This window comes from Candidatus Hodarchaeum mangrovi (assembly GCF_975850365.1).
The window spans coordinates 1-22,281 of the sequence record NZ_CDLCQJ010000087.1; the positions used below are offsets into that span (position 1 = coordinate 1).

At 34.6% G+C, this 22,281-nt stretch carries 28 protein-coding genes and 5 tRNA genes; 20 read left to right on the forward strand and 13 right to left on the reverse strand.

Features of this window, described 5'->3' with window-relative positions:
* Positions 1-128: 128 nt before the first annotated feature.
* On the reverse strand, positions 129-1,037 hold the full coding sequence (locus tag ACWVCY_RS08295) for a DNA double-strand break repair nuclease NurA (protein ID WP_455142021.1): 909 nt from the start codon (positions 1,035-1,037) through the stop codon (positions 129-131).
* On the opposite strand from ACWVCY_RS08295, the gene ACWVCY_RS08300 reads away from it, so the two are divergent.
* The 10 genes from ACWVCY_RS08300 (at position 976) to ACWVCY_RS08345 (ending at position 5,863) form a co-directional block, all read left to right on the forward strand.
* A complete protein-coding gene (locus tag ACWVCY_RS08300; RefSeq protein WP_455141970.1) occupies positions 976-1,107 on the forward strand; it encodes a hypothetical protein in 132 nt (43 codons plus the stop codon). The genes ACWVCY_RS08295 and ACWVCY_RS08300 overlap by 62 nt on opposite strands.
* A gap of 696 nt (positions 1,108-1,803) precedes the next feature.
* Positions 1,804-2,331, forward strand: coding sequence for a 50S ribosomal protein L32e (locus ACWVCY_RS08305; protein WP_455141972.1), 528 nt, complete (start codon positions 1,804-1,806; stop codon positions 2,329-2,331).
* Positions 2,328-2,795 carry a 50S ribosomal protein L19e gene (locus ACWVCY_RS08310; protein ID WP_455141974.1) on the forward strand — a complete coding sequence of 156 codons (468 nt, stop codon included), beginning with the start codon at positions 2,328-2,330 and terminating at the stop codon, positions 2,793-2,795. Before ACWVCY_RS08305 ends, ACWVCY_RS08310 begins: the two co-directional genes overlap by 4 nt.
* A gap of 4 nt (positions 2,796-2,799) precedes the next feature.
* A complete protein-coding gene (locus ACWVCY_RS08315) occupies positions 2,800-3,378 on the forward strand; it encodes a 50S ribosomal protein L18 (protein WP_455141976.1) in 579 nt (192 codons plus the stop codon).
* A gap of 40 nt (positions 3,379-3,418) precedes the next feature.
* Positions 3,419-4,087 (forward strand): 30S ribosomal protein S5, encoded by a 669-nt coding sequence (locus tag ACWVCY_RS08320; protein ID WP_455141978.1) that lies wholly within the window; start codon positions 3,419-3,421, stop codon positions 4,085-4,087.
* Position 4,088: 1 nt separating this feature from the next.
* Positions 4,089-4,586 carry a 50S ribosomal protein L30 gene (locus ACWVCY_RS08325; RefSeq protein ID WP_455141980.1) on the forward strand — a complete coding sequence of 166 codons (498 nt, stop codon included), beginning with the start codon at positions 4,089-4,091 and terminating at the stop codon, positions 4,584-4,586.
* 10 nt (positions 4,587-4,596) lie between these two features.
* Positions 4,597-5,043, forward strand: coding sequence for an uL15 family ribosomal protein (locus tag ACWVCY_RS08330; RefSeq protein WP_455141982.1), 447 nt, complete (start codon positions 4,597-4,599; stop codon positions 5,041-5,043).
* Between the two features lie 59 nt (positions 5,044-5,102).
* Positions 5,103-5,176 (forward strand) — tRNA-Val (locus ACWVCY_RS08335).
* A gap of 150 nt (positions 5,177-5,326) precedes the next feature.
* Complete coding sequence (locus tag ACWVCY_RS08340; RefSeq protein WP_455141983.1) at positions 5,327-5,710, forward strand: VOC family protein; 384 nt, start codon at positions 5,327-5,329, stop codon at positions 5,708-5,710.
* A 15-nt stretch (positions 5,711-5,725) separates the two neighbouring features.
* Complete coding sequence (locus tag ACWVCY_RS08345) at positions 5,726-5,863, forward strand: hypothetical protein (RefSeq protein ID WP_455141985.1); 138 nt, start codon at positions 5,726-5,728, stop codon at positions 5,861-5,863.
* A gap of 47 nt (positions 5,864-5,910) precedes the next feature.
* Here ACWVCY_RS08345 and ACWVCY_RS08350 read toward each other — a convergent pair.
* Positions 5,911-5,993: transfer RNA gene (locus ACWVCY_RS08350), tRNA-Ser, on the reverse strand.
* Between the two features lie 145 nt (positions 5,994-6,138).
* Here ACWVCY_RS08350 and ACWVCY_RS08355 point away from each other — a divergent pair.
* Positions 6,139-6,561 (forward strand): RecB-family nuclease, encoded by a 423-nt coding sequence (locus ACWVCY_RS08355; protein WP_455141987.1) that lies wholly within the window; start codon positions 6,139-6,141, stop codon positions 6,559-6,561.
* Positions 6,562-6,629: 68 nt separating this feature from the next.
* Here the strand turns inward: ACWVCY_RS08355 and ACWVCY_RS08360 are convergent, their stop codons facing one another.
* Positions 6,630-7,145: a hypothetical protein gene (locus ACWVCY_RS08360; RefSeq protein WP_455141989.1), complete on the reverse strand. Its 516-nt coding sequence runs from the start codon at positions 7,143-7,145 to the stop codon at positions 6,630-6,632.
* A 357-nt stretch (positions 7,146-7,502) separates the two neighbouring features.
* On the opposite strand from ACWVCY_RS08360, the gene ACWVCY_RS08365 reads away from it, so the two are divergent.
* The 3 genes from ACWVCY_RS08365 to ACWVCY_RS08375 are packed head-to-tail and all read left to right on the forward strand — an operon-like array spanning position 7,503 to position 9,246.
* Positions 7,503-8,453 (forward strand): DNA cytosine methyltransferase, encoded by a 951-nt coding sequence (locus tag ACWVCY_RS08365; RefSeq protein WP_455141991.1) that lies wholly within the window; start codon positions 7,503-7,505, stop codon positions 8,451-8,453.
* A 52-nt stretch (positions 8,454-8,505) separates the two neighbouring features.
* Complete coding sequence (locus tag ACWVCY_RS08370) at positions 8,506-8,793, forward strand: DNA-directed RNA polymerase subunit L (RefSeq protein ID WP_455141993.1); 288 nt, start codon at positions 8,506-8,508, stop codon at positions 8,791-8,793.
* An 18-nt stretch (positions 8,794-8,811) separates the two neighbouring features.
* Complete coding sequence (locus tag ACWVCY_RS08375) at positions 8,812-9,246, forward strand: ribonuclease III family protein (RefSeq protein ID WP_455141995.1); 435 nt, start codon at positions 8,812-8,814, stop codon at positions 9,244-9,246.
* A 20-nt stretch (positions 9,247-9,266) separates the two neighbouring features.
* Here ACWVCY_RS08375 and ACWVCY_RS08380 read toward each other — a convergent pair whose 3' ends face one another.
* Complete coding sequence (locus ACWVCY_RS08380; protein WP_455141997.1) at positions 9,267-10,460, reverse strand: proteasome-activating nucleotidase; 1,194 nt, start codon at positions 10,458-10,460, stop codon at positions 9,267-9,269.
* Between the two features lie 402 nt (positions 10,461-10,862).
* Between ACWVCY_RS08380 and ACWVCY_RS08385 the strand changes: the two genes are divergently transcribed.
* The 3 genes from ACWVCY_RS08385 (at position 10,863) to rplF (ending at position 12,570) form a co-directional block, all read left to right on the forward strand.
* Entirely contained in the window at positions 10,863-11,399 is a 537-nt protein-coding gene (locus ACWVCY_RS08385; protein ID WP_455141999.1) for a multiprotein bridging factor aMBF1, read from the forward strand.
* Between the two features lie 210 nt (positions 11,400-11,609).
* Positions 11,610-11,996: a 30S ribosomal protein S8 gene (locus ACWVCY_RS08390; RefSeq protein WP_455142001.1), complete on the forward strand. Its 387-nt coding sequence runs from the start codon at positions 11,610-11,612 to the stop codon at positions 11,994-11,996.
* Positions 11,997-12,018: 22 nt separating this feature from the next.
* Positions 12,019-12,570, forward strand: coding sequence for a 50S ribosomal protein L6 (gene rplF / locus ACWVCY_RS08395; protein ID WP_455142003.1), 552 nt, complete (start codon positions 12,019-12,021; stop codon positions 12,568-12,570).
* A 225-nt stretch (positions 12,571-12,795) separates the two neighbouring features.
* On the opposite strand, the gene ACWVCY_RS08400 is transcribed toward rplF, so the two are convergent.
* The 5 genes from ACWVCY_RS08400 to ACWVCY_RS08420 all read right to left on the reverse strand — a co-directional run bounded on the left by ACWVCY_RS08400 (position 12,796) and on the right by ACWVCY_RS08420 (position 16,014).
* Positions 12,796-12,899, reverse strand: a tRNA-Asn gene (locus ACWVCY_RS08400).
* 16 nt (positions 12,900-12,915) lie between these two features.
* Positions 12,916-12,992 (reverse strand) — tRNA-Ile (locus tag ACWVCY_RS08405).
* A 259-nt stretch (positions 12,993-13,251) separates the two neighbouring features.
* Entirely contained in the window at positions 13,252-15,114 is a 1,863-nt protein-coding gene (locus ACWVCY_RS08410; RefSeq protein WP_455142005.1) for a hypothetical protein, read from the reverse strand.
* 123 nt (positions 15,115-15,237) lie between these two features.
* Positions 15,238-15,525, reverse strand: coding sequence for a Trm112 family protein (locus ACWVCY_RS08415; RefSeq protein ID WP_455142007.1), 288 nt, complete (start codon positions 15,523-15,525; stop codon positions 15,238-15,240).
* Between the two features lie 171 nt (positions 15,526-15,696).
* Positions 15,697-16,014 carry a hypothetical protein gene (locus ACWVCY_RS08420; RefSeq protein ID WP_455142008.1) on the reverse strand — a complete coding sequence of 106 codons (318 nt, stop codon included), beginning with the start codon at positions 16,012-16,014 and terminating at the stop codon, positions 15,697-15,699.
* A gap of 348 nt (positions 16,015-16,362) precedes the next feature.
* On the opposite strand from ACWVCY_RS08420, the gene ACWVCY_RS08425 reads away from it, so the two are divergent.
* The gene (locus ACWVCY_RS08425) at positions 16,363-17,697 is read left to right on the forward strand and encodes a cyclic 2,3-diphosphoglycerate synthase (RefSeq protein WP_455142010.1); all 1,335 of its coding nucleotides are present in this window, start codon (positions 16,363-16,365) and stop codon (positions 17,695-17,697) included.
* A gap of 8 nt (positions 17,698-17,705) precedes the next feature.
* On the opposite strand, the gene ACWVCY_RS08430 is transcribed toward ACWVCY_RS08425, so the two are convergent.
* Positions 17,706-18,083: a hypothetical protein gene (locus tag ACWVCY_RS08430; RefSeq protein ID WP_455142012.1), complete on the reverse strand. Its 378-nt coding sequence runs from the start codon at positions 18,081-18,083 to the stop codon at positions 17,706-17,708.
* Positions 18,084-18,547: 464 nt separating this feature from the next.
* Between ACWVCY_RS08430 and ACWVCY_RS08435 the strand changes: the two genes are divergently transcribed.
* Positions 18,548-18,651: transfer RNA gene (locus ACWVCY_RS08435), tRNA-Arg, on the forward strand.
* Positions 18,652-18,826: 175 nt separating this feature from the next.
* Positions 18,827-19,147, forward strand: a complete 321-nt coding sequence (locus ACWVCY_RS08440; RefSeq protein WP_455142014.1) for a hypothetical protein — start codon at positions 18,827-18,829, stop codon at positions 19,145-19,147.
* 17 nt (positions 19,148-19,164) lie between these two features.
* Here the strand turns inward: ACWVCY_RS08440 and ACWVCY_RS08445 are convergent, their stop codons facing one another.
* The 3 genes from ACWVCY_RS08445 to ACWVCY_RS08455 all read right to left on the reverse strand — a co-directional run.
* The gene (locus ACWVCY_RS08445) at positions 19,165-20,466 is read right to left on the reverse strand and encodes a hypothetical protein (protein ID WP_455142016.1); all 1,302 of its coding nucleotides are present in this window, start codon (positions 20,464-20,466) and stop codon (positions 19,165-19,167) included.
* 179 nt (positions 20,467-20,645) lie between these two features.
* On the reverse strand, positions 20,646-21,188 hold the full coding sequence (locus tag ACWVCY_RS08450; RefSeq protein ID WP_455142017.1) for a DNA-directed RNA polymerase subunit H: 543 nt from the start codon (positions 21,186-21,188) through the stop codon (positions 20,646-20,648).
* Positions 21,189-21,597: 409 nt separating this feature from the next.
* On the reverse strand, positions 21,598-22,281 hold a 684-nt coding region (locus ACWVCY_RS08455; RefSeq protein ID WP_455142019.1), incomplete at its 5' end, for a hypothetical protein.

Below are 22,281 nucleotides of genomic sequence, written 5' to 3' on the forward strand. Positions count from 1 at the left end.
GTCCTCTTTCTATTATCAAAGAAGAGTCTTTTTCTAGAATCACTTCAATTTTTTCTAGACTAGGCGAATCAGAAGTGACAATCACTATTCCAATTATCATAATTTTCATACCTTTTAAATTATTATTTTTAAAATTTCCACGGAGATCTTTCTCTTCGTCTTAACCATAAATCGGGTATTGGAAACCGTTTTCTCATCAAGTGAAAAAAAGCATCAACTTCTGTCTCTTTTATCTTTGCTCTGGCATCAGCTTCAACAATTGGCGCAGGAATCCCATAATTTTTATAATACTGAGAAAGAGGTAAAATCGTTTCTGCTAAGATATTAATCTCCTTGATCATTTCTTTAGTTTCTTTTTGGAGTGGCTGAAATATCTCTACTCTAAGAGGAATATCAAAACGAGCTGTTTTTAAATAGAAGTTATAGAACGCGAATTTTTTAGCGAAATCTTGTGAGACATTAAAATCAAGTTTAAGAACCATTGAACGATATTGAAAGTCTAAAAGATAGTAAAAAAGATCCATATCACGAGAATTATTAATAATATTTCTATAATCAAGTTCCAATAGTTCAGGCATTCTATCTATCATAAAAGGAAGAATTCTGCCGAGAAATTTAGTCATTAAGCTCATTTTACTGTCTTTAACAATCCATGCTAGCTTGACAGTCTTTTTCCTTGCATTAAAAATCAATTCCTGAAGTATTGATAGATAAGTTTCATAATAATTAATAATCTTCTGATTCGAAGTTAAAGGTTTATTAATAACTGGGCTACCATCAAGTAATAAAACATCGATCTTTTTCTCACTTAATTCAAGAATCTGCAACGCTACTTGAAGTTCTGTAATAGCACGACGTAATGTACCCAAATGTTCAAAATCTAAAGAAGAAAAAGCAGAATCTGAAATTGTTATTTCGAGAGGGGGAATTTTCGCAGGGTAATAAGTAGTATTTTGAATACCTTCAGGAGTATAAGTGATAAATACTGCTACTGCACGAAAGAGGAAAATATCAAAACCTATAAGTAGACGAGAAATATGTCCTCCATCTATACCCCCAATTGTTAAACCTGAGATATCAAGTGGATTAAGGGAAGAGAAAATATAATGATCAAAAGTAAAAGATTGAAGATGAGTAGGTAAAGATTCTAAAGAAGGACTGTACTGTTTTAGAACTCGACAAAACTGAACTTTATCCTTATTAAATTCAGAAATTTTATTGAGATGATAATGAATATCTTTAAGAGTCTTGACAGCTGTGTTCTGGATGATAAAACCACTCCTTTAAATTGTTAAATCCATTGTGATTGTAATAGTTTAAGTTATGGCTAGAAGAAGGATTATTTTTCACATAATCATCTATTTTTAATACTTGAATGATACCAAAATTATGAAAATTACAAATTTATATAACCTCAAAAAAAAGACACCAAACCTAAGCCATTTTAAAATCGTTAATTATTTCCTAAAAATAATTAAGTCACTAAACTCTATAAAAGATCGTAGATTATATGGTTCAACAAATAAAATATCGAAGAAAAAGGTAATAATTACCTTTCTGGGCATGTGTAACTCTCTTACTACCTCTCAATTGTCTTTAACCAAATTAGGTTTCTTTCTGTATGATTTAAATAATGTCCCAATAGTCGCTTCTACTGGGTTCTAGTTGGTTTTGACACTTAGAACCTGTTTTAAATTCCTGCATTAGAACCAATAATCTTTTGTAATATTGATTATAGGTTCTTTATCTATATAAATAAGTTGAAGGTCAAGATCCCACGTATAAATAAAGGATGAATAGTATATGGCTAATATTTCGGAAAAAAAACCCGATTCTGAAAAATATCGATTGCTCAATATTCGAAAAAACCTTAGACAAAAAATACCATCTTTTCGAAGAATCGAATCTTGGCGCTTAAAAAGGATTAAAAAAAGTTGGAGACGACCACGTGGGATTGATTCAAAGGCCCGTGAGAAGAAAAAAGGATGGCCTATAATTCCAATGGCTGGTTTCCGCAGTCCTAAAGAAATACGATATAAAACGCGTTCTGGGAAGGAAGAAATATTGGTTTTCTCGGCTGCAGACCTTTCATTGATAGATCCAACTTCTCAAGTTGTAAGAATTGCTTCTAATATTGGACAAAGGAAGAAGGAACGTATCATAATGGAAGCAGAGTTGCAGAATGTCCGGATTATAAACCCAGTAGTTGCAAAGGTTAAAGTAGATTTAGGCGATCTTGAAACCGAGTTAGATCTAGATGAAGAGCTTCTGGAAGATATATCAATCGATGATCTAGAATTAGATGAAGATAACAAGGGTGAAGAAGAATGAATTTAACCCCTCAGAAAAAAATAGCAGCAAGGATTTTGAATGTGGGTATAAATAGAGTTTGGATAAATCCGGAAGTCGAGGAAGATCTTTCACTTGCACTTACTCGTGCTGATGTAAGGAAACTAATAGATGACGGAGTAATTCGGAAAAAACCAACTATTGGTGTTTCCCGAGGAAGATCAAAAATGTTAAAGGTCCAAAAACAGAGAGGACAACGACGCGGACATGGAAGCAGAAAAGGAAAATTAGGGGGTAGACAACCAGGTAAAGAACTCTGGATGAATAAGATTAGAAGCCAAAGACGTTATTTACAGGGCTTAAGAGATAATGATCTTATTCAACCCTCTCAATACCGAATGTTTTATTCTAAAGTTAAAGGGAACTCTTATCGTAATGTAGCTCATCTAAAAAATACGATTGAAGATTTGGGAATAATTAAAAAACCAAAAAAGAAAAGGAGATAAGAACATGGCAAGAAATGCAAGGTATAGAGTACCCTATCGACGAAGAAGAGAAGGGAAAACTAACTATCATTTGCGATTAAGACTAGTTAAAAGTGCAACAACAAGAGCTGTTGTAAGGGTTTCAAATTCCCATAGCTTAGTGCAATTTGTTGATGCACATATTAATGGGGATCAGACACGTTGTGCTGCTCATACACGAGAATTAAAAAAATTTAATTGGTCTGTTGCCACTTCAAATATCCCAAGTGCTTATCTGGTAGGATATCTAGCAGGAAAAAAAGCATTAAAAAAAGGAATTTCAAACGCAATACTGGATATAGGAATTAATCCTCCTATCTATGGTTCTCGAGTTTTTGCAGTGTTAAAAGGAATAGTAGATGCAGGAATTGAAATACCACACTCAGATAAAATATTTCCTTCAAAAGAACGATTAAATGGAGAACATATAGCTGAATATGCAAAAAAGATCAAAGGAGAAGATGAGAATTTATATAAGCAGTATTATTCTGGTTATATAAATCAAAATATCAATCCAGTAGATTTACCAAAATTATTTGAAAAAACCAAGAATCAAATAACTTAGAGGAATAAGAAATTATCAATTATAGGATTGTGATTATTTTATGAGTAGAAGCAGAGGTAGAGATCGAGACCAAGAAATGGGAGCTCCAAGTTTTGATCTTGAATCATGGATCCCAAGAACTGAAGTAGGTCAAATGGTTAAAGATGGTACAATAACTTCAATATATGACATTTTCAGAGATAGTTTCAAAATTGATGATGTCGCTATCGTTGATCTTCTGGTTCCAAACCTGACTGAAACAGTATTAGATGTAGGCCGTGTTCAACGTCAAACAGATGCTGGTCGAAAAACCTTATTCATTGCAACGGCCGGTGTTGGGAATAAAAATGGAATAGTTGGTGTGGCTCAAGCTAAAGCAGCTGGTGTAGGAACAGCAATTCGAAATGCGATAATTCTTTCAAAGTTGAATATTATCCCCGTAAAAAGAGGGTGTGGAAGCTGGGAATGTACATGTAGTAATCCCCACTCAATACCGTTTGAGGTGGAAGGAAAAGTGGGTAGTGTTAAAGTTATTCTAAAGCCTGCACCAAAAGGATTAGGATTAGTTATTGGTGACGTTGCTAAAAGTGTTCTTGAATTAGCAGGGGTCTCAGATATTTGGAGTAATACTTTCGGAGATACCAGAACAACACAAAACTTTTGTAAAGCAACGTTTGAAGCCTTACGAGCAACATATAGCATTTCTCATTCGTCAGAATGGGGTGAATAGGATGGGACAAGAGACAATTAATCCAACAAATAGAATTGCAGTTATTCGAGTAAGAGGTACTGTTGATCGTAGTTATTCTATCAAAAAAACTCTTAATCTGCTTCGCTTGAACCGAACAAATCACTGTACAATAATTGATGATCGTGTAACCTTTAAAGGGATGCTTCAAAAAGCAAAAGATACATTAACCTGGGGTGAAATTGATTCTGAGACATTTAAGACTTTATTACTAAAAAGAGGGCAAGTTGAAGGAGGAGGACGATTAACTGATGAATATATTAAAGCTAATTCAAAATTTAAAAATATGGATGACTTTATCAAAAGCTTTCTTACTTTTAAAGCTGACATAAAAGATATAAAAGGACTTAAACCAGTATTTCGGTTACATCCGCCTAGGAAGGGGTATAACATTAGAGGCGTAAAAAAACCTTATACTCTTGGTGGAGCACTAGGCTATAGAGGAAAAGAAATTAATAAATTAATTGATAAAATGGCATAAAGTGAAAAGAATGACAGTTAGAAGACCGAAAAAAGTACGTAAACAAAGAGGGAGTAGAACCCATGGATACGGACGAATTTCAGGTGGCCATCGAAAAAGTGGACAACGAGGAGGAAAAGGGGGAGCAGGAATTAAAGACCATAAACGTATTACCCGAATAAAAGCCTTAATCGATAGTCAAAAAGGCTTTACAGCTCCAAATCCAAACTTAACCACTCGAGCTATAAATATTGGAGATATTAACAGGCAAATTGAAAAACTGGTTACCAACGGTATGGCAACCAAAGAAGGAAAAGGATTTAAAATAAACTTAACAGAACATGGCATAACAAAGGTCATGGGAAAGGGACTAGTAACAAACGCCCTTCAAATCACTGTTGAAAACATAACTACAAAAGCACGAGAAAAAATTGAAACAGCTGGGGGAAAAGTAATCTTAACCTCAGAAGATAGCTAATCCGAGACCTATTAGGTAGTTAGACAAAATCAGAAGAAAAAAATCGAGAATGAAAAAATGGGCCGGTGGTCTAGCCCGGTATGACGGCTCCCTGACACGGAGCAGGTCGGCAGTTCGAATCTGCTCCGGCCCACTTACTTTTTGGTAAAATTCCAAATAGAGGAAGGGAATATTCGTAGAGATTAAATTAATATCAAAAAAGTGAACTTAGAGTAAACTTTATAAGCTCAAACAGGTTATTTCATGGACTGGGAGTTAAAAACCAGAATAGAAAGATAGAATAATGACAGGAACCCTTCTGAAGAAAATTGATTGCGTTATGTATTGTGTAAAAGATTTGGAGAAGGCAATACAGTTTTATACAGAGGTTTTCGGTCTGAAAATAGGATGGAAGGATAAAGAAGAAGAAATAGTGGGTTTAATTCTACCTGAAACGGATGCAGAAATAGTCCTTCATAAGGATACAACTCTACCAACGCCTGCTATTAGCTTCCAGGTAGAGAATGTAGAAAAATTTTGTAGATACTATCAAAAAGCAGGGTATAATATCCTTTTAGAGCCTATTGAGGTCAGATGTGGAAAATATGCCGAGCTCCAGGACCCCGAAGGAAATACAATCCCTATTATCGATTTGACCAAATTTGGTGGAAAACCCCAGTCCGATTAGAAGTGGTTTACATCGATGAGCTATGACCACAATACGCTAAGAGTGCATCTGTTGATGATCGCTAATATGATGGTACAAGACTTTGATCTCCCCTCAAAGGACGAGTACTCCCAAACACCTAATAGCCGTTCCCAAATGAAAGGAGAAGACTAAAATTGGACATTTGGTCAAAAAGATTGGGTGAAATCCTATTAAAACAGCGTCGGGAGGGGGATTTGAACCCCCGAGCTCGCAGAGCACTAACTTAGCAGGCTAGCTCCATACCAGGCTTGGATATCCCGACTGGTTGTTATGTTGGCTGTGGTTCTGTTTGTTGCTTCATGTAAAGTGTTTTATATTTCGTTTTTTTTCTTTTTTTCTGAGTGTGTGCTTCTATGGTCTTCTCTAATTTATTTATGCTTTTGCATAATTCGCATAGTCGTAGTTTTGTGCGGTTATTTGCGGATACTTGTATTGCCTTGCAGTGTAAGACTGTGCTTTTTAGTAAGATTACGGCCTCTGCTGCTTCTATTGGTATTCCTGAGGCGCAAAAGCATGTGTTGAAGTATGACGGGAATTTATTATTTTTTACGGATCTTGAAGATGTTCTTACCACTCTTCAACCAAATACTGTCTTTTTGGTGGTTGCTCAGAAATATGCTAAGGAACCTGTTCCTTTTCCCGATATTCATACCGCTCTTAACGTAGGTAAGGTGTTAGTGATTGTTGGTGGCTCTAGTCCTGGGTTAACCCGAAAGGAGCTGGATCTTGGTCATTGTATTTTTCTCCCAAGTGTTTTGTACGATCTCAATCCCATTGCTCAAACCGCGTTGTTTCTTGGAGGTTTACTTGCTTCCCATCCTGATGTCTGAAGTGAATTTTTTGCATTTTACTCTCTTCTATGCCTCTAGAGGAGCTATCTAAGATTTTTGTTGTTGTTTCAAGCTTGTGGAGGGGTAAGCTTCGCTAGAATCTTGGAGTGAAATAACATCCCATACCCTGTTATGAGGAGTAATAGTATCACTACCAGTAATCCATTCTGTGGAAAGACAATGACATAGATAATCAAGGTTACATCAATGATGACTCCAAGTATCCAATGAAAGGGTGTTGGGGCAAGGCCATTGTAGAATATGATAAAGGCTATCGTTGCTATAGTTGACGAAAGGATTATCAATGGGGGAAGATATTCATTCAAAGCTATAAGATCTAGAACCCCTAATCCACTTCCAACAAATAAGATCATGATTAGAATCCAAGTCATTATTCCGATATAAGAGAGAAGTGGGGGTGGTATTACTTTATCTAAGAGCCATGATCGTCGAGCCCATCCTGTATATACCTTAGTTTTTTCATCATAATTGTAAATTAAGAAGATTAAGTGGATTAACCCATGAAAAATTAGGAACCAGCCTAAAAATATTTGCTCTAATCCTGTTATCTCTAATATATTCATTTTTTTCACTCCATACGACAGTGTTGGTCTTTATGATTTATCTTTTTATAATTGTTATCATAAATAAAAATAGATAAGGAATAAAGCATAAAACTTCTTACCTTATGTGATTAAAATCTATTTTACTTTCCTAATATCTTTTCTTTTACCCAATGAAGGTATAGAACTCAAATCTTTACCAAAAGGGGTTAATAGAATACTCTATGATAAAAAATAAGATAATTTGTAATATATAGGTAAACCAGAAGGAATATTTCTCAGATATTGAACTGTCTACCTATTCAATACTTTTTTGTCTTAAAGAGCTTAATCCTTTTGTAGGCTACTTTGATTCTTGAGATGAGTTATGAGTCTATAATGTTGCTCCTCGATCTTTTCTGTGGTTGTGGTGGGTTTACTCAAGGTTTTCGTCAGGTTAGTAATGCATTTTCTATTGTATTAGGGGTGGATCAAGATTCTTATGCCCTTAATGCATATCAGATGAATTTTCCCCGAACTAAGACATTAGAATGTGATATTCGATCCCTACATAGTTTAGAGCTGTTAGAGCAATTGAACCATCAGTATCCTGATATAATCCTTGCCAGTCCTCCGTGTGAAGCGTTTTCGGGAGCCAATCCAAAGCGTTTGTCTAGAGGTTATAATCAATTATTCGAGGATGAGCGGGGTCGACTGGTGCTTGATGCTATTCGACTGATTATTGATTTAGAACCGCGGGTGTTTCTTATAGAAAATGTGTCTCAGCTTGCCTCTTCTACTCTCCAAGCACTTATTCGTTATGAATTCAGACATTCTCCCTATCCTGTGATCTATTTTAATCGCCTAGAAGCAGTGAATCATGGTGTACCCAGTTTTCGTAAACGTGTGTTTATTTCCAATGTTCCATTTAATTCAACGCAAGAAACGCCTATAGTGACAGTGAGGGATGCATTCACGGATTTTCCTGACCCTTTAGATGATTTATATCAAGAAACAATCCCCATTCCCTTCAAAATGGCTAAAAAACTCATTAAACTCCACCCTGGAGGTGCTTTGGTCTATTTTAAGGGAAGTCGAAATTCCACGTTACGTAATTTCATTCGTCTTGACTGGGAACACCCCAGTCCCACTGTTATGGGAAAAAGCCGCTTTATTCATCCTTCTGAGTCTCGATTTTGTACTATTCGCGAACATGCTCGTTTAATGAGTTTTCCTGATTCTTTTCACTTTTCAGGTCCCATTGAGCAGCAATACAACCAAATTGGTGAGAGTGTTCCTCCTACCTTAAGTTCCTTCCTTGCTAAGCAAATATTAAAAGAAAGTTTATGAAGTGAAGTCTAAATGGGTTATCCTGCATAGAAAGTCGTTTCTAGGGGTGTTAATGTCGCAAATTAAAATTCTCAGAAGAGAAGAATCATTACTCGAATTTGAAATAGAAGGAGAAGACCATAGTTTTCTAAACCTCCTACGTGAAGTCCTCAAAGATCAAGCTGGTGTTTTATTTACAGCTTATAGGTTTCCCCATCCTTTATTGGAAAATCCAATTTTTTATCTAAGAACATCAGAAATCGTTCCAATCGAAGCCTTAGGTGTTGCGTCCAAATCTATCATTCAAATGTGTGATGAACTAACGGAAATTATTCACTCCACGGTTAAAGGTAACTTTTAACGGAAACTTGGGTTAACAGTGGCAGATCTGAAGGATAAGCTGCAAAAGGTTCTTGATAGTAAAGCATCTCTCACTGATTTTATTTCTCAAAAGGATAATGCAAAATTAGGTGATGCTCTGGTGAACTTTCTTTATTCCCTTGCGAAAAGTCTAGCAACTAATCATGTAACAGGTATCAAAGTATCAGATTCTATCCTTGCCCAAGCGTATAAAACCTCGATCTGGTACGACCAAAAAGCATTATTGATTAAAGGAGACAAAGGAAGAATTGCGGACGCCATTGAGACCCTGATACTTTACTTCTGGGTGGTAAAGGATATTTCTCTTAATGAATTAGTTGAACCCTTAAGTCAAACCCTTAAATTCAAGGATCTTTCACATCCTCGCTTAGAACGAATAGCTGCTATTCAGGCCTTTCAGGAACTCTTAAATTTATTATTTCTAAAACAATAACGAAGACCTAACAAGAGGGGTTATAGATATTGGCTCATACGGGCAAGAAAACTGCCTTTCTTATCTAAGACTTTTTGGGTAGCCTTCTTAAAATCATCAAACGTTACCATAGTCCGTTTTTCCCGAATTGCAAACATTCCTGCTTCCTGAGTGATTGCACGAATATCTGCTCCCGATGCCTGTGTTGATTCACTCGCCAAGAAGGCAAAATCCACTTTAGAGTTCACATTCATCCCTCGTGAATGGATTTTAAAGATCTCCAGTCGTTCCTCTTGATTTGGGAGTGGAAATTCGATATGTCGATCAAATCGCCCCGGTCGTAGTAAAGCGGGATCCAAGATATCGACTCGGTTGGTTGCCCCAATTATTTTTACATCACCTCGTGGAGAAAATCCATCTAATTCACTCAATAACTGCATCAGGGTTCGCTGAACTTCTCGATCTCCACTCGTGGCAATATCAAGTCTTTTACTTCCGATAGCGTCGAGTTCATCAATAAATAATATACTTGGAGAATTATCCCGAGCATAGGAAAACACTTCTCGCACCAATCGTGCGCCTTCCCCTATATACTTTTGAACCAGCTCGGACCCAATCACCCGAATAAATGTAGCTTTGGTCTCGCGTGCGACCGCTTTTACCATCAGTGTCTTTCCTGACCCTGGTGGACCATGTAGTAAGACCCCTTTGGGTGGTTCAATACCCACCTTCTCAAACAGCTCTGGATTAAGTAGTGGTAATTCTACCGTTTCCCTAAGCTCTTGCAATTGCTCTTTTAATCCCCCAATATCTTCATAAGACTCCGTTGGTTTAGTATCTATTTCCATAGAACGAACTAATGGATCACGACTTGTAGGAAGGACTTCTAATATAGCAAAGTTCCGTTGATGGAGAGCCACTCGTGCGCCAGGAGTCAGGGTTTCGCTTGGAATGGAAGAATCGATCACAACTACAAATGATGGCCCCGTAGAACTTTTCACTATCGCTTTGTTGTCATCTAATACCTCTTGGAGAGTTCCTGTAAATAAAGGAGGTTGTCGTAATTTTTGAAGTTCTAATTTTAGATTGTCTCTTTCCTCCTCAAGCTTGTTCCGCTGAACCTCTAATAATTGTCGTTCAGTCTCTAAAGCACGAATCCTGCGCTCCATGGTGCGGGTATAAGAATCAGCGAATTCATCGAAAGTTGATTTTTTATTTTCCACTGTGTCTGGCATGAAGTTCCCTACATCTTAATCTGCTTTCAGTCGTGTATTAAAGCTTTACGAAAGTTACCATTGGAAATAGTATCAGAGACTGTTGTTTCCACTTAGTCTCCAGACAGGGTGTTTCGGAAGAGTTTTTACCTGTCAATATTACATTGTCATGAACCCTTTATTTTTGTTTCTTTTCGAGCTATACATAAAAAACTACTTAATTTTTTATATTATCCTGAACTAGTTAGTAATGGGATGCATACAGAAAAAAACCATCTGTTTACACCATTTTGAAGATTTAATGGTTAGTTATTTAACAACTTCACAGAATGGACTATAACTTAAGCTTTGAATTTTTATTTGATGGTCAAAATCTTAAAACCCCTTTCCAGAAAAATCGTTTATGAAGAGGAAGTAGAATAATTGTCCCGGAATCAACCATGTGAAATGTGTGGTGCAGAAAGTCCCGTTACTTTGGTTGAAATTGATCGTGTAAAGCTCTATGCTTGTGCTAGATGTGCGAAGTTTGGTACTCCTGTCCAAAAGAAACCAGAAAAACGACCATTTAAGCCTCCAACAGCCCCAAGACCAACTCAACGTAGTTCTCCCAAACCTGAAAGACAATACAAACCACCTAAGAAAGATTTTCTCCACGATAAGATCCTTGTCGATGGATATGGCGAAATTATCCAAAATGCTCGAAGAGACAAGGGACTAGGAAGAGCAGAATTTGCTCAACTTATAAAAGAGAAAGAAACCCTCCTAGCTAGGATAGAAGCTGAAAAAGTATTACCCACTGACATAATAATTGCAAAAATCGAACGTGAGCTCGGAATCGAACTAAAAACAGAAATTACAGATGAAAAAACTATTGTAGATGATTTTATACCAAAAGCTACCACAATTGGTTCAATTGCAAAGATAAAACGTAAAAAACAGGAAAAATCCTCCGAAAATTGACCTAAAAAAACTCTAGATTTATCTGATACAGAAATTGATGGAAAAAAACTGAAAAATCATTCTTTTAAACAAATTTCACCTAGATAAAATTTAACAACCTGAGGCAAGGACGGTTAAGATGAGCATTGAGAGATGATAGAGCTCTCTGAGTTAATGAATAATTATTCTTATATCTTTCAAAAATAATAAACATAAAAAGAGTAGATAGAATTGGTGATGCTTGATCCACTAGCAAATGCTATGTCCACGATAGCCAATGCAGAAATTTTAGGGAAAAAAGAAGTAGCGATCCGACCTGCAAGCCGTATAATTGCTAATGTCTTACGAGTAATCCAAAAATATGGAGCAATCGGAGAATTCGAAGTCATGGAAGATTTATGGATAATTTCAGTTCAGCTCTTAGGACGAATAACAAAAATTGGGGTTATTAAACCACGATATCCAGTTAAAGTTTCTGATTACGTAGAATGGGAAAAGCAGTACCTTCCAGCACGAGACATGGGAATATTAGTTGTATCAACATCCGAGGGAGTCATGTCTCACCAAGAAGCAAAGGAACGTAACCTTGGAGGAAGATTACTAGCTTATGTGTATTAGAGGATTTAGGAAGGACTAAATAATGCGACATCATTCAATAGAACGAGTAATTAAAGTCCCAGAGAAGGTGACTGCTACCCTTAAACCTACTCGAGACGGACAGGAAATCCACATCGAAGGACCAAAGGGAAAATTATCCCGTGTATTCAATCGATTACAGGTTAATTTAACTCAAGAAAAGAACACCTTGAAAGTTCAGAACTACTTTGGGAGTAAAAATGAGGCATCAATGGTAGGAACAATTGCTGGACATATTCAAAATATGATTACTGGTGTCACGAAGGGGTTCACATATAAAGTCCAAGTAATAACCTCCCATTTTCCTGCTACTGTAGAAGTTCAAAAAGAAGTTATACTAATAAAAAATCTTTATGGTCGCCGTGATCCTATTCGTGTCCCTGCAGATGCTGATGTAACTACAAAGGTTGAAGGAGATCTCGTAATTTTTACAGGAATCGATAAGGAGAAAGTTGCTCAAGCAGCTACCAGATTAGCAGAAGCTACCCGGTTGCGTGGAAAACGGGGAAAGGACCCTACAGTATTTCAAGATGGACTCTATGTAGTTTATCCCTAAGGTATTTTTAGAATAATCCCTTTTTTTCGCTGAAATTACCTTTGCTTCCCCAAACAAAGATTATTTGGGAATTTGTATTAATCTATGATTTTATTTCTATTAATTACATCCTTTGATTAATTTTAATTTCAAAATAATTTTCTATTTGTATATTGTCTTTTTAAAACATCCAAATTAGAATATAAATTAATTTAAAACTAATCTTATTAAACAAAGAGAAGAAAACGGCACCAGCAGGACTTTCACTCCAAAAAATCCTCTTTTGGGGCTTTGAACCTGCGACCACCCGGTTAACAGCCGGACGCTCTACCTAACTGAGCTATGATGCCATTGTTTTGTGTTTCATGGGCCTGGGGGGATTTGAACCCACGAACCAACCGGTTATGAGCCGGTCGCTCTAAACCAGACTGAGCTACAGGCCCTTTTAGCTTCTTTTTGATTTTGGAGTTTACAATAGTGGATTATTAATGTTTAATCCTTCTAAAACTATTCTTTATTACAATTTTCTAGATTATATTTAATTTTTTAATTCTTGTGTGAACTACCACTAGCTAAAGCAAGTGGCTTCCTACGAGTTCACAGAACCCTGATCTATCAGAAGCGAGGAAAAGATTGTTTTACCATTGGCTTTGTATCTGTGAAGTTTTAGCTAAAATAGTTCATTAAATTTCTAATTCTTTTTTAGGTTTGTTCAGATTTATTTTCAGAGTCTAACACCTTATGTACCGAGATAAATGCTTCTAATACAGGTTGAATTAATTTAAATGGAATATTTTTCGTTGCGATCATTGCACATACGAGAATCATGTCAATATATTCAAGTTCCTCTTCTTCGAATTTTTCTTCGGAGATAATAATTCCTATAAATTGTGATGCCACTTCAGGAAACTCGGGGTCTTCTGGGGGTACCCGATTCATAACAATCTTTGTACTTCGGATCATGGCCAATCCTGTGTCAATGTAAGCGTTAGTAAGGGGAACATCAAAGAAGTCAAGATTAAATAGGAGCTCTTTGACTTCTTCTGTAGTTGGATCTTCCTCAGCTTGAAAGATAGCAGCTTTGGTGATATTTTCTAAATAAAGTACAAGATCTATCTTCTTAAAGTAATTATCTACTCTTATCAACCGTTTTGTAGTTAATCTTACATCGTGATAATAGATGTTATCACAATCATCGCCTAAATGGCTTATGACTTGTAGGAGGGTAAAAATAGCCCTTCCAAATAGATTTATTAAATGTATCTGTCCAGAAATTGTCACATGCTTTAAGTCTCGCACTAGAATCATAATTGATAGTTGCAATAACCCTTGAAAGAAATGCCCTGTCTGTGTTTCCTCTTCATCTAAAATTTCTTCCAGCTCTGCTATCTCATCTTTATCAATATTATATTCTTTCATTAGCTTTAATAGTTCATCAATATTATGTTGTTGAATTCCAGAGGGATATTCACTTTTTTGAACATAAGCAGCTTTTAAAATAGGTGTTATTGCCAGTTTTTTTTGCTCACGATCATTTGTCTCGGAATAAATTTGTTCAACTAATTCAGAAGCTTTTGAAAGATGGTAAAAAACAAAATCTTCTCCCAAAAGATATTCAAGAGCTAGATTGAATAATGCTCCAAACCATTTTACATGAAAGCTTTTGGCAAAGGCAAAAGATGTCAAAAAGATGTTCTCAATGTTCCACATTTCTTGTGTTATTAAAGAAGGGTTAGTATAGTATTTGTCAAACACGAAGTGTTTTAAATTACGGGATGCTTGGTAATCGAAAGCATCCACATCTAGAACCATAGCTGGAAGCCATGTGGGTATTAATGATACTGTAAAATTAAATGCTTTAGCAAATTCTGATAAATCTTTAATTCTAATATGTCCTTTCTCAAATGGTGTATCAAATTTAGGCGTTAAAACCTTCTCTGGATGGTCATAACTTAGTTCCACACCTATATATTCTAGGAGAAGGCTACAGTACCCACGCTTGATCATTTCGACATTTACAAATATGTCTTTTAAGGTATATAATGTCATTTGGGAAATCTCGCGCAGAAAACGGAGAATTTCTTCATGTTCAAATGTTCCTGGAGGTATTAATGAAGCAAGTTGACCAAAAAATTCCAAACTGAAAACAAGTGAATTCCTCAAACGGACTTCCAACCCTCGTTGTCGCTGTACCGAATGGAGAAGCTCATGGATTATCAATCCTTTGAGTGCACTTTTATGCTCCTCTTCTAGAAAGGAGGAATCTCGTTCTAATCGGATAAATACAAACTCTTTTTCTTTATATCCATATGAAAATGATGTTTTGAATGAACCAGCTAAGATAATATTCAATCCTTCAATTTCTTCTTCAGGTAGGTCTAATAATGAAACATACTCAAGAACTCTTGTATCATTCTCAATGTCTGCAAAAATTATTGATAATTTACTTAATGAACTGCAAAAAGTAGCAATTTCGGTTGTTTTTATAAGTTGTTTAAGCTTTACTTTTAATTTGGTGAAAAAATCTAGAAACACTAATTCAGGAGAAAAAATAGAGGTTTTCACGGGATCTCTTCCTTCTTAAGATTTAATTATTTATGAATTAAACTGTCTTAAATATAACCAAAATCCTGTGATTTGTAAAATCTCATAAATAATTTAAATCTTATATTAAAAAAAAACAGCCAATTATTCGTTCTCTGGAGGTAAAAGGGGGAAAGGTTTTCCTAATTGAAGAATTTTAAGAGGAATATTTTCCTTGTGTGTTTCTAAGAATTTTAAATCCTCATCTTTTTTTCTAAGATCATCGGGAAGCATGACTGGGATTGTTCCACGAATTGGATAAAACCTTGAACATTTTTGACAAAAAATTAACCCTGATTCAACCTCATGAGGATTTTCTTGAAAAACAATGAGCTCTAGATCAGGATTTTTGCAGATAGGACAAGCTAAAATCTCCATTAAGTCTTTTCTCATGATTTTTCCTCTATTTCTTTATCATACTGAAAAATTATCAGTTTTCCACTTCAGACGGCTCTTCAGAATGTCATTGTTGTAGGTACAACTCATGCGGGGATAACTTCATCATAAGTGACTGATTTAATCGATATTCACTAATTTATCAAGTTAGTCTTGGTAATCAGTAAATCAATAGGTAACAGGGTATATAAAGATGAATATTCCAACAAAAACTATTATTAGAATACCTATTATAATCCATTCTCTAAATAAACGCTGTTGAATAGAAAATTTGGAATGTTTTTTTAATTGTGTCCGAAAATTCCATGTAATTAAAGTAAGAATAGCACACATAAAGATAGGCATTAGATTCTGAACTGTTCTATCCAGAAATAGTAAATATAATCCGAGAGATGCTAGAAATATAATTCCATAACCGATTAAAGAAATGTCCATTAATTTAATCGCTTTAGGTAACATAGACCATTCTTCAACATCAGAACTCATTCTTTATCCTCCAATATTCTCAATCTATCGCTTTTACAACTAGTTTTTTTGTTTTCTTTTCTTTTAAAAAGTTAGAATTCCTCATAATCCCTAATTAAGATACACTTAAATTCATTGTCACATAAAATATTGTCTGTTATTTAGGTAAATCAACTTCTTTGATTAATCTAGCATTTTCTTTCCGTGCTTTTTAGCCTTTTAATGAATTTTTTAACTTTTTACTTGACATTTTGAGCAATAAACACATTTTTCAGGCTCAATCTTTTAAAATATTTGAAGTGCCAAAAAGAATATTTTAAAAATTCCTTCTTTGGGGCTAATGAGTGTTCAACAAAATGAGGAACTACAATGAAACGTACAAACGTAGTCATTTTAGGTGCTGCAGGACGCGATTTTCATAATTTTAACACCTATTTTAGGAATAATGAAGCTTATAATGTTGTTGCATTCACTGCAACTCAAATTCCTGATATTGCTGGCAGGAAATACCCTCCCGAATTAGCAGGTTCACTCTATCCCGAAGGCATTCCGATACTTCCTGAAGAGGAATTACCAGAGATTCTTAGAAAATTTTCAGTTGAACAGGTTATTTTGGCATACTCAGATTTACCCTATGATTATGTTATGCATACAGTATCTTGGATTCTCTCTTTAGGATCTGACTTTCGAATTATTGGACCAAATAATTCTATGTTAAAATCTAACCTTCCATTAATTGCTGTTTTAGCAGTTAGAACAGGAAGTGGAAAATCTCAAACAACAAGAAAGATTGGAAAGATATTAAGGAATATGGGGAAACGTGTAGCTGTCATTAGGCATCCAATGCCATATGGCGATTTGTTACTACAGAAATGTCAAAGATTTGGAACTTATGATGATTTAAGAAAAAATAAATGTACAATTGAGGAGATAGAAGAATATGAACCTCATATAATGGAAGGAAACCTTGTTTTTGCTGGAGTTGATTTTGAAGAAATTCTTAAAGCAGCAGAAAAAGAAGCGGATGTCATTCTTTTTGATGGAGGAAATAATGATTGGAGTTTATATCATGCTAATCTTAAAATAACTGTAGCAGACCCTCATCGGTTAGGGCATGAATCATCTTATTTCCCTGGTGAGGTTAATGTACGACAGGCTGATATTATAATTATTAATAAAGCAAATACTGCTCCTAAAGGAAATGTGGAAAAATTAACTGAAAACTTAAAAAAATTAAACCCTAAAGCAAGAATCATAATTGCTAACTCCCCCATTATTGTTGAAAATCCAAACTTGATTACGAATAAGCGAGTTCTTGTTGTTGAGGACGGACCCACACTAACTCATGGTGATATGAAATATGGGGCTGGATATATTGCTGCAACGAATTATAAGGCCAAAGAAATAATTGATCCTAAACCTTTTGCTGTTGGTTCGATCAAACAAACCTATAAAAAATATCCACATCTTATAGATGTCTTACCAGCCATGGGTTATGGAGATACACAAATGAAGGAGTTGGAGGAAACAATAAATGCATCTGATTGTGAAACTGTTATAATTGGTACACCAATTGATTTGGGACGATTATTGTCAATTAAGAAATCTACAGTCCGTGTTAAATATGAGCTAGATGAGCAAGGACCCATAAAATTAGAGACAATTCTTGAAGAATTCCTTCAAAAATTTCCCTTTGAAAAATAAAAAAAGGATTAGTATGTTTCCTGAGTGGAAACTACAACAATGTATAATCCAATTACTGCTAAAACAGCACTTATAAATGCAATTATGACGCCTAGAAGAGGGGGACTCTCCATTATAAACATCCATACAGTAATTATCATACTTCCTACTAGACCAAGGCCACCTATTATTGTTGCCGTGTTACCCTCATTATAACCATATGATTCCCGATTTCCATATCCAATACCAATCCCACCTATGATTCCTGCTATCCAAATGAAGAATAATTCAAAGTATTGAGTCTCTGGGAGATCAGTTAATATAAAATCAAGTCTTATGGCTGCGATAGCTACTATCAAGAAACTTGAACCGAAAATTAAGGTTCCAATCAGTGTTGGGGTTTTCATAATATAAAACCTTCATTTTTTTCTTTTGAATAATACACTATTTTTCCATATGTTTTCTCTTTTAATTGTTTTCATTGTTGATACTGATGAACATATTTGATGACATATACAATATAAAAGTTACGTGGTTTAAAATTAGAACGTAAATAAGAGTGAGTAACAATTCAGATATGCTTTAGAAAACATAAAATTGTTCTTAGCATACGAAAGAGAATATACCTGTTCTTAAATAAGTGTTAGCTTATTTTAATAGCCTTTTTAAAAAAAGCATACCTCAAATCTTTTAAAGAGTACAGAAATATCTCAGAGAAGGAATGATGCTAGAACCATAAAAACTTAAGACTATAATTATTGGAAGTATTAATACCTGGTAATTCTTTGAAGAGGTATTTAATATCAAATAAGGCTGAAAGAAGCAATTAAAAGATTAAAAAAGCTCCTAAAAAGTATTTTTCCTTTAAAATGGGCCCGTGGCTTAGCTTGGATAGAGCACTGCGCTGCGGAATATTGTCAACCCGACGATATTGAAGAAACGCAGGGGTCAAGAGTTCGAATCTCTTCGGGCCCGTCAACATTTAGATAAATTCAATTTCTTTCGATATCCTTACTATGGAAATACACCTAATATCAGCATGACACAATTAGTTTTAATGTTAGAGAATGAAAAATAATCACTCAAACCTCAATTCTATATATAGAGAGATTTTCCTATTTCTTATTAAATACTTTAATTGGCAACTAAAATGACATCAATAATATCTGATTTTTATGATAGTTTAAATAAATCTTTTAGGTCTAAAAATCAGAGAGTACGATGTATCTCAATTACTGTTTTGCAGGATGCAGACGATATAGAACTTGAAATGGAAAACCATGGACTTATAGTTATATTCTTTCGCGAATTTAGGATTAAACACCCTATGGAAGCAAAACGTTTTCTTCAATATTTAAATGCCTATATTAGGAAGTATCATTATTCTATCTTAAACCTTGGTAAATTTGATTATTTCTTACTTCTTCCTAAAGAATTTGAGCTGACAAAAGAGTCTCTATTATCTCATTAATAGAAAAACGGGGTTTGTTATTCCCCTTTTCTAATATTCATTCTTAAGAAGAAAGCTGTCGTTATAAATAGTACAACTGTAGCTAAAAATAATCCCCAAACTGCCAAATCCGGTGGGATGGGAAATGGAAAAGGTCTTTTTAAATAATTACGTCCTGCTGAAATTTCGATTGATAGATAGCCTACTCTACTAGCAAGGAAAAGTACATTGCAATGTCCATAACTAAGTCCCTCTGTACTTATCCATCCAAAATAATTGGATTTATTGACTGGATCGAGTTGCATTGCTCGTGATTTCAAAATCTTTCCATCTCGCTCAAGGGCTATAAACACTTTACTCTGTGAAATACTTTGATTCTTTGTATCAACAAGCGTAACATTACCTTTAATTATAACCCCTATTGATATTGAGGCATCATCTAGATCAACCCATGAGTTATAGAAACTCATGATACCTTGATTTCGTCCTAACCACCGAATCGAATTTAAAATAAAATCAGTATTATCAAGGAAAAGCAAAGTTGTGTTAGATATTGGTTCAATATAGCTATTATTACAAAATTGAGTAGAGCCAATTGCTAGTATCCGTGCTCCGTTCTCGAACTCAAGCGTGGAAGCTAGAGTATTGTTTTCTGAAACTGAATCTTCAGAATTCCTTAATAAAATTGGATTATTAAATATAATGTCAGGAGATTTGTATTCCTCTATTTTCGTCTTATTACTAGAGATTCCCATTCCATTCGGAACAATAATTTGGGAGATATTTTCAGTAATGGGTGTAACTGGAGAGGTGAAATTTTGTGCTAAATAGAAATATTGAGGGGTCGCATTCAAAGATGATGTACGATATTTTTCAGGAATAAGAGAGCTTGATAGGTTGAATACTAATCCAAACGGTTCGAGAAGATCATTAATAGGTTCAGTGGTTTGATTGCGAAAACCTGAAGCCACAAGAAGAGAATTACCATTCTTAATATATTCTTCAACATTATTGATTTCAGTTTCAGTATATTTTTTGGTAGGCGCTAGAATAATCGCAACATCCAAGTTTCTTAAGGTATTCTCTGTTAGTTCACCTTTAATAAAAACGATTTTCTGTGTACTGAAGGTTGAATTAAGGATATTAGTTAAATTAGTTATTTGTTTAGTCGTGAAATTATTTAAATGTCCAATATCGATACCGATAACTATATCAACCTCTCTAGTAGGAGTAAATGCTCCCTGAGCTTGTAGGATACTTAGGTTGACAGTATTGGAACTCAATATGTTTAAGAAAATGATTAATGACAAAATAATTAAAATCCTTTTTGTTTTAACCAATGTGCAATCCTCTTACTTTTTTTTCAACCTTTTTTATTTGATATTTCATCGTTAAAGTAATGTCAATAATTCAAGGGACATATAGTAACGTTTGAGGTCTGTTCTGTCCCATCTCTTAGCCTTTTTTATTTTCTTGTATAAGTGACAATGAATCGTTTATAACCTCTCAAACTCCCCCATTATGGTACAACTGTGCGATATATTACAAATTCACCAGCAGTTGGACTATTTCGTTTGATTTTTAATACATCTCCAAGTTTTGCACCAAGAAGCTGAGCTGCTGGATCATCAACTGATATTTTTGGCAATTGATATTTAAAAATAGAATATCTTTCTTCTAATTCCTTAATTTCCTCTTCAGTGGCAAATTCATGGACAGGTACTAGATAATGGTTGTAGATATTGAAAAATGGAAATTTAATAGAAAAAGTTTCAATTCCAGCCTCATGAGCTTCACGTTTAGCATAATGGGTATATTTATTTAAAGCAAGTAATATAGCGTAGTTATATCCTTTCTCTTCTATTTCCTCACGGTAATCACGAAGTTCTTTTACACCAACCACTTCTTTAAGTGGAATACGCACAATAATAGTCTCTTTTTCATCATTCTTTCCAAAAATATCATAGTATTCATCTTTGGCTGCCTCAGATGTGACTTTAAATCCTCTAGTGGAAAGAATGGATTTAGCTCCATCAATTACTCTATCTTTTCTACCATCCACGTTATCACTCTCAAAATTTCTTAGAGTTTATATTTCTTTTATTTAAGAATGCTTATATTAATTGAATTCCATATGATTTAGCGTTAAACTCATTGGAATAGATGTATAATAGTGATATGGTCGCAAAAAATTTGCTAAGCACCATTGTTAGAAGTTTTGTCTAATTAAACATTCATACAATCATAATTGACTAATGTAAGTTAATTTTTAGAGACTTATTCTTCAATTAGCTGACTTACTAGAATGCTTTTATAGATAGGTTATAACTAAAACACTCAAAGGACTGACCAAATAATGTTCAAACTTTTTAAATTATTAAGAATTTCTTGATTTCTGCTATTCTGACCATAAGATCAGATGAGCAAGTTTTTTCATCCCATAAAATAAAATCCCTATTAAGACTTGACTCTTAACTATTGGGAATTGAACTTAGAAAATCTGAATCAGCTTGATATCTAATCAAAGGACAGAATTTATTACATTGTAGACATTTAATACAAGTTTCCATATTAACCTGAATTGACTCTGACTCTAAATATAATGCATGTTCATTACAATGATGAAGGCAAATTCCACATCCATCACAACAAATTTTGCGATAGATTGTCCGAATAACTGGATCTATAGCCTCATTAATTGATTCCAAAGTATTACCTTTGAGAATTACAGATCCATCACTGAAAATATCAACTCTAACATTCTTCTCAAGATAAATTGAAATAATATCTAATTCTTCATTGTAATTTACATTTCCTAAAATAGGGAGTAAATGTTCCAAGTATTTTAATTCAAACATCTGATTTGAGGATATAAAGGTTGAAAATCCTCCTTCAACGCAAGGAGAAGGATAAGAGGTAAGAATAAATCTCAAATGATCTCCATCCTTCTGGTTCAGAAATTGACCAGTGTATTCAATTTTTTGATAATTTAAGAAATTTTTTACTTTTTGAGGTATGTTTTTCCAACGCCATAGTCCCCATGAGATGAACTCTTTGGGAAAATTCTCTCTGTACATAATCTTTTGCAAATTAGTAAATAATTTTTGGATCAAGTCTGGATGAGTGGTTTTCATAATATGAAAATCAGCCATAGA

Bases quoted from the DNA above. Each gene is read 5' to 3' on its own strand.
- ACWVCY_RS08315 (WP_455141976.1), top strand. From the start codon at position 2,800: ATGGCAAGAAATGCAAGGTATAGAGTACCCTATCGACGAAGAAGAGAA.
- ACWVCY_RS08415 (WP_455142007.1), bottom strand. From the start codon at position 15,525: ATGAGAAAAGACTTAATGGAGATTTTAGCTTGTCCTATCTGCAAAAAT.
- ACWVCY_RS08360 (WP_455141989.1), bottom strand. From the start codon at position 7,145: ATGAATATATTAGAGATAACAGGATTAGAGCAAATATTTTTAGGCTGG.
- ACWVCY_RS08430 (WP_455142012.1), bottom strand. From the start codon at position 18,083: ATGAAAACCCCAACACTGATTGGAACCTTAATTTTCGGTTCAAGTTTC.
- ACWVCY_RS08330 (WP_455141982.1), top strand. From the start codon at position 4,597: ATGACAGTTAGAAGACCGAAAAAAGTACGTAAACAAAGAGGGAGTAGA.
- ACWVCY_RS08440 (WP_455142014.1), top strand. From the start codon at position 18,827: ATGACATCAATAATATCTGATTTTTATGATAGTTTAAATAAATCTTTT.
- ACWVCY_RS08370 (WP_455141993.1), top strand. From the start codon at position 8,506: ATGTCGCAAATTAAAATTCTCAGAAGAGAAGAATCATTACTCGAATTT.
- ACWVCY_RS08425 (WP_455142010.1), top strand. From the start codon at position 16,363: ATGAAACGTACAAACGTAGTCATTTTAGGTGCTGCAGGACGCGATTTT.
- ACWVCY_RS08365 (WP_455141991.1), top strand. From the start codon at position 7,503: ATGTTGCTCCTCGATCTTTTCTGTGGTTGTGGTGGGTTTACTCAAGGT.
- rplF (WP_455142003.1), top strand. From the start codon at position 12,019: ATGCGACATCATTCAATAGAACGAGTAATTAAAGTCCCAGAGAAGGTG.
- ACWVCY_RS08320 (WP_455141978.1), top strand. From the start codon at position 3,419: ATGAGTAGAAGCAGAGGTAGAGATCGAGACCAAGAAATGGGAGCTCCA.
- ACWVCY_RS08345 (WP_455141985.1), top strand. From the start codon at position 5,726: ATGAGCTATGACCACAATACGCTAAGAGTGCATCTGTTGATGATCGCT.
- ACWVCY_RS08325 (WP_455141980.1), top strand. From the start codon at position 4,089: ATGGGACAAGAGACAATTAATCCAACAAATAGAATTGCAGTTATTCGA.
- ACWVCY_RS08310 (WP_455141974.1), top strand. From the start codon at position 2,328: ATGAATTTAACCCCTCAGAAAAAAATAGCAGCAAGGATTTTGAATGTG.
- ACWVCY_RS08305 (WP_455141972.1), top strand. From the start codon at position 1,804: ATGGCTAATATTTCGGAAAAAAAACCCGATTCTGAAAAATATCGATTG.
- ACWVCY_RS08420 (WP_455142008.1), bottom strand. From the start codon at position 16,014: ATGAGTTCTGATGTTGAAGAATGGTCTATGTTACCTAAAGCGATTAAA.
- ACWVCY_RS08380 (WP_455141997.1), bottom strand. From the start codon at position 10,460: ATGCCAGACACAGTGGAAAATAAAAAATCAACTTTCGATGAATTCGCT.
- ACWVCY_RS08340 (WP_455141983.1), top strand. From the start codon at position 5,327: ATGACAGGAACCCTTCTGAAGAAAATTGATTGCGTTATGTATTGTGTA.